Consider the following 5,147-nt stretch of genomic DNA (forward strand, 5'->3'; position numbering starts at 1 on the left):
GAACGCGGCGGCGGCGGGTCCTTGCCACGTCGCCTGGAGGGCGTCGAGGTTGCGCATGAGCGCCCCCACCTCCGTGCGCACCGTCGCCACGGAGCCCGCCACCGCCGCGCTCGCCTGCTCCACCTGGTCGCTGTCCACCTCGAACCGCATGGCCCTCACCTCCCCCGCGCGCCGGGCCGTCCGGCGTGCTCACCTGACGTTAGGCACCCGGCCGACGCCGGTGGGGCGGCGCCGGGCAGGGCTGTGCACAGGGGTGTGGAAAGCGGGGGTGTGGTCGCGCTCGAACCACTGCGGGGCCGTGCGGAGGGTCTGGCCGGCGCTCAGGCCATGTCGAGCTTCGCCTGCTCCTTGCGCAGCCGGTGCAGCTCCATGTCCAGGTTCTGCCGCGCGGGCTCCTCCCACGCGGCGCCCATGGGGCTCAGGAAGAGCGACTTGCGGGCGAGCAGCCGCTCGATCACGCGGATCCGGGCGCGGAGGTAGTCCTCGGCGGGAATGTGCGCGTACTCGGCGCGCACCGCGGACTTGTAGTCCTTGTAGCGCTGCGGCTCGGCGGCGAGCATCGCGAGGTCGGCGTCGTTGAGCACCGCGGCGTCGAAGTCCGCGGGGTCGGGCGCGTGCCGGACGATGGCGTTGACCAGGGCCGCGACCCGGTCCGCCGCTCGCTCGGGCACGCCGAGCCGGGTCAGCTCGTCGTGCGCCAGCATCGCGGAGGCCGTGGTCTGCTCGCCGCCCTGCGAGGCGTCGGCGACCTTGCGTTCCGCGTTGAACACCGCACCGTGGTACCAGGCGGCGAGGCGCACCAGGTCCGGCTCGTGCGTCTCCTCGGCCAGCTCGTCCACGCGGTGCAGCACGGAGGCCAGATGGCGCAGGTTGTGGAAGTGTCGGTTCTCGTCGGCCCACCGGTTCAGCAGCGACTGGCCGATCTCCTCGATCGAGTCGGTGTCCGCCGTGGCCCCCGCGCCCACCGCGCTCCGGACGAAGGACTTGAGGAACCACTGCGGCGCGTCAGACGTCAGCACGCCCATGTGAACTCTGCCTTACGGTCGATGTCGGTCACTCCACGACCAGCCTATTACCGAAACGGTCAGCGGCGGCTACCGCTGTCACGGGATCGTGGTCACGGTTCGGCACCGAGGTGTCAGACAGGTCACCCGGGGGCGGGTACGCCTGACACGTCAGAGAGGGAGGGTGAGGCGGACCGTCAGGCCACCGCCCGGGGTCTGCGCCACCTCGACGTGCCCGCCGTGCGTGCCCACGATCGCCGCGACGATCGCCATCCCGAGCCCGGAGCCGCCCGACTCGCGGGTGCGCGACGAGTCCGCGCGGTAGAACCGCTCGAAGATCCGCCGGCCCTGCTCCTCCGTGAGGCCCTGGCCGTGGTCGCGCACCTCGAGCACGGCCACGCCGTCCGACGCCGACTTGCCCCCGTCCGGGGCGTGCTCGCCGTTCTCGCCGTTCTCGCCGGTCTTCGCGCTGCCGTTCGCACCCGCCGTCCCGGGCCGCACGCCCAACGCGATCTCGGCGGGCGTACCCGCGGGCGTGTGCCGCGCGACGTTGCCGATGAGGTTGGTGAGCACCTGGCGCAGACGGTCCGTGTCGCCCTCGACGATCAGCTTCTCGGGCACGCTGCCGCCCTTCAGGAGCGGCACCACGGTGACCTCGCGCGTCGGGTCGAGCGCGTGCAGGTCCTGGGCCGAGTCGCGGGCGAGGGCGGCCAGGTCGACGTCCTCCCGGGCCACGGGGCGGCCCTCGTCCAGCCGGGCCAGCACCAGCAGGTCGTTGACCAGCGTGCCCATGCGGCGGGCGGCGTCCTCGATGCGGACCATCGTGTCGTCGACCTTGTCCGTGGTGTCCAGGGCGCCCATCCGGTACAGCTCGCCGTACCCGCGGATCGTCGCGACGGGCGTGCGCAGCTCGTGCGACGCGTCCGAGACGAACTGCCGCATCCGCACCTCGGAGGCCTCCTGCGCCGCGAAGGCCCGTTCGATCTGCGTCAGCATGGCGTTCAGCGAGGTGGAGAGCGAGCCCATCTCCGTGCCCGCGGGGGCCTCGGGGACGCGCTGGGTGAGGTCGCCCGCGGCGATCTGCGCGGCCGTGTGCTCCACCGACCGCAGCGACCGGAGCGACCGCTCGACCAGCACCCAGGCGGTCAGCCCGCCGAGCAGCACGATGCCGAGGCCGGACATGATCAGGGTGCGGGACAGGATCGAGACGGTCTTGTCCATGCCCACCAGCGGCAGCGCGACATAGACCACCGCTCGCTCACCAGACGGCTCCAGCGTCCCGACCAGGGTGATGACCCGCCAGCTCTCGCTCCCCTCGGCATCGGTCGCCGCGGGCGCCGTGAACGGCTGGCTGCCGCCCTTGGCCGCCTCGTCGTAGGCGATGTCGGGCAGCGCGGGCTTGCCGTACCGCGCCACGGCGAGGTTGCCGAGCGTGCGGACCGTGCCGTTCACGCCCACGGCCTGGACGTAGTAGTCACTGGGCAGCCCCTGCTGGGATGCCTGCAGCACCTCGCTGGGGTTCAGGGCGGTGATGTGCAGCTCGTCGTCCACCTGCCCCACGAGGAAGGTCGAGACCACGGCCGTCGCCGCGATCGCCGCGATGCCCAGCCCCGCCGCCAGCAGCAGGGAGATGATCGCGACGAGCCGTGCGCGCAGGGGGATGCCGGCGAGGCGCTCCTTAAGCACGGACGGGCTGCGGGGCGCGCAGCAGGTACCCGACGCCCCGCTTGGTGTGGATCAGCGGGGGCAGGGTCTCTCCCCCGACCTCGAGCGTGTCGATCTTGCGCCGCAGGTACGAGATGTAGGACTCGACGATGTTCGCGTCGCCGCCCCAGTCGTACTGCCACACGTGGTCCAGGATCTGCGCCTTGGACAGGACCCGGCCGGAGTTGAGCATGAGGTACCGCAGCAGCTTGAACTCGGTGGGGGACAGGTCCACCTCGACCCCGGCCCGGCGTACCTCGTGCGAGTCCTCGTCCATCTCGAGGTCGCCGACGTGCAGCACGGCCTCCTCCTCGGGGGCGGGCACGCCCGTGCGGCGCAGCACCGCGCGGATCCGGGCCACGACCTCCTCCAGGCTGAACGGCTTGGTCACGTAGTCGTCGCCGCCCACGGTCAGGCCCTGCACCTTGTCCTGCGTGTCGTCCTTGGCGGTCAGGAAGACCACGGGGGTGTGCCGGCCGGTCGCCCGCATGCGTCGCGTGACCGTGAAACCGTCCATGTCCGGGAGCATCACGTCGAGCACCACGAGGTCCGGCTCGACGTCGCGGACCAGCTGGAGCGCCCCGTTGCCGTCCGCGGCGGCATGGACCTCGAAGCCCGCGAAGCGGAGGGAGGTGGACAGGAGCTCGCGGATGTTCGGTTCGTCGTCCACGACGACCAGACGCGCCTCGGGAGTAGCCATGTTTCCAGTGTGCGACCGCTTCCTGAAGACTGCCTGAGTTTCGCCCGGGAAATCGCCCGGACCGCGGCTCCGGCACCTGCCGACCGTTTCGCCAGGGTTCGGCTCCGCGATTGCCGCGACACGGCCTAGGCTGTGTCGCATGTCAGCACCGTCACCGCAGGAGCCCGGGCAGACGCCCCGGCGCACGTATCTCATCGTCGACGGTGAGAACATCGACGCCACGCTCGGCATGAACGTGCTGAACCGCCGGCCGGCACCCGAGGAGCGCCCGCGCTGGGACCGCATCTCCGCGTTCGCCGAGAAGGTCTGGTCGCAGGAGGTCGTGCCGCTGTTCTTCCTGAACGCGACGTCCGGCCAGATGCCGATGCCGTTCGTCCAGGCGCTGCTCGCCATGGGCTACAAGCCGATCCCCCTGGCCGCGCAGGGCTCGGAGAAGGTCGTCGACGTCGGTATCCAGCGCACTCTCGACGCGCTGCTGGACCGGCCGGGCGACGTGCTGCTCGCGAGCCACGACGGCGACTTCCTGCCGCAGATCGAGGCACTGCTGGCCGACGACGACCGCCGCGTCGGCCTCCTGGGCTTCCGCGAGTTCGTCAACGCCCGGTTCACGGACCTGGAGCAGCGCGGCCTGGTCATGTACGACCTCGAGGGCGACGCCGACGCCTTCACGACCATGCTGCCGCGCGTCCGGATCATCCCGATCGAGGAGTTCGACCCGCTGCGTTACCTGTAGCCTGCGGGCCCCGCGCTACTCGCCCAGGGCGAGCGTGCCCTCGTACGGGGTGCGGTCGCCCTGGGGCAGCGTCGGGCGGGCGTTGTGCCCGTGCGACGCCTCGTCGAGCACTGCGATCTGGTCGGCGGACAGCTCGACGGGCATCGTGTAGACGACCCACTGGACGCCCTCGGTGCACGGGGGTGTCGTCAGGCTGCCCTCGTACGCCTCGTAGGTCGGGTCCTCCGGGAGCATCGCCGCGACGTCGAGCGGCAGGTCGGCGGTGCCCGGCGTCGCCGCGCCCTCGACGAACGGCTGCCACGCCGCGTTCTCGGCGCCCTCCTCGGCGAGGACGCCGATCACGAGCGTCTGCCCATCGGGGGTGGTGTGGACCAGGTGGAACTCGGCGTCCATCGCCTCGCCCGCGACCGTGTGCTCCGAAGGTACGTGGAAGTGCGTCTGGGCGAGCGTGAACTGGGTGCCGTCCCACTCGACGGTCGATGCCCCGCTCTCGGGCACGAGCTGGACGGTGTGGCCCGTGTCGACCGACTCACCGACGGTCGGGGACGACGTGATCGTCGGGTGCTCCGTCGCCTTCTGGTCGGCGTGGGCGGGCAGGTCGATGGGCGACTGGGTGCTGCCGGTCGAGCATGTCTCGAAGTCGGCGGACAGGTGCCCCCACTCCGCCGGGCCCTCCGCGCCGCTGTACGACCAGTGCACCTCACCAGCCGCGACGGTCGGCGGTGCCGAGGCCGCGTCGTCCGCGGCCGGGCTCGTGCCGCACGAGGTGAGCAGCGGGGTGAGGACCAGGACGGCGGGCAGCGCGAACTTCTTCAACGTGTACTCCGGAGGGGTGATCCGTGCGAACGGCAGATGCCGGGTTGTCGGCAACGTAAAACTACCGAAAACCCGACCTTTCGCCCACCCTGCTCTCGCGCGTCGTCAGCGAGCCGACGCCGGCCACCACGCCCGGACCGTGCCCAGCTTGCGGTGCTCGGTCGGGCGGCCGCCGCCGAAGCCGCCCCCG

At 71.7% G+C, this 5,147-nt stretch carries 6 protein-coding genes; 1 reads left to right on the top strand and 5 read right to left on the bottom strand.

Translation table 11 applies throughout. The annotated features are described in order from the left end of the window. The 4 genes from PROKR_RS13580 to PROKR_RS13595 form a co-directional block, all read right to left on the bottom strand. A partial coding sequence (locus PROKR_RS13580; RefSeq protein WP_211240132.1) for a WXG100 family type VII secretion target occupies positions 1–150 on the bottom strand: 150 nt, incomplete at its 3' end. Positions 151–320: 170 nt separating this feature from the next. Further along, complete coding sequence (locus tag PROKR_RS13585; RefSeq protein WP_036964101.1) at positions 321–1,025, bottom strand: HD domain-containing protein; 705 nt, start codon at positions 1,023–1,025, stop codon at positions 321–323. A gap of 150 nt (positions 1,026–1,175) precedes the next feature. Beyond that, entirely contained in the window at positions 1,176–2,690 is a 1,515-nt protein-coding gene (locus PROKR_RS13590) for a sensor histidine kinase (protein WP_036964104.1), read from the bottom strand. Next, positions 2,683–3,408, bottom strand: coding sequence for a response regulator transcription factor (locus PROKR_RS13595; protein ID WP_026366019.1), 726 nt, complete (start codon positions 3,406–3,408; stop codon positions 2,683–2,685). Before PROKR_RS13595 ends, PROKR_RS13590 begins: the two co-directional genes overlap by 8 nt. Positions 3,409–3,547: 139 nt before the next feature. Between PROKR_RS13595 and PROKR_RS13600 the strand changes: the two genes are divergently transcribed. Beyond that, positions 3,548–4,141: an NYN domain-containing protein gene (locus tag PROKR_RS13600; protein WP_036964106.1), complete on the top strand. Its 594-nt coding sequence runs from the start codon at positions 3,548–3,550 to the stop codon at positions 4,139–4,141. 15 nt (positions 4,142–4,156) lie between these two features. Here the strand turns inward: PROKR_RS13600 and PROKR_RS13605 are convergent, their stop codons facing one another. Beyond that, positions 4,157–4,957, bottom strand: a complete 801-nt coding sequence (locus PROKR_RS13605) for a carbonic anhydrase (protein WP_051432965.1) — start codon at positions 4,955–4,957, stop codon at positions 4,157–4,159. Positions 4,958–5,147 lie beyond the last annotated feature (190 nt).

Source organism: Promicromonospora kroppenstedtii DSM 19349 (assembly GCF_000515355.1).
GTDB classification, from domain to species: Bacteria; Actinomycetota; Actinomycetes; order Actinomycetales; family Cellulomonadaceae; genus Promicromonospora; species Promicromonospora kroppenstedtii.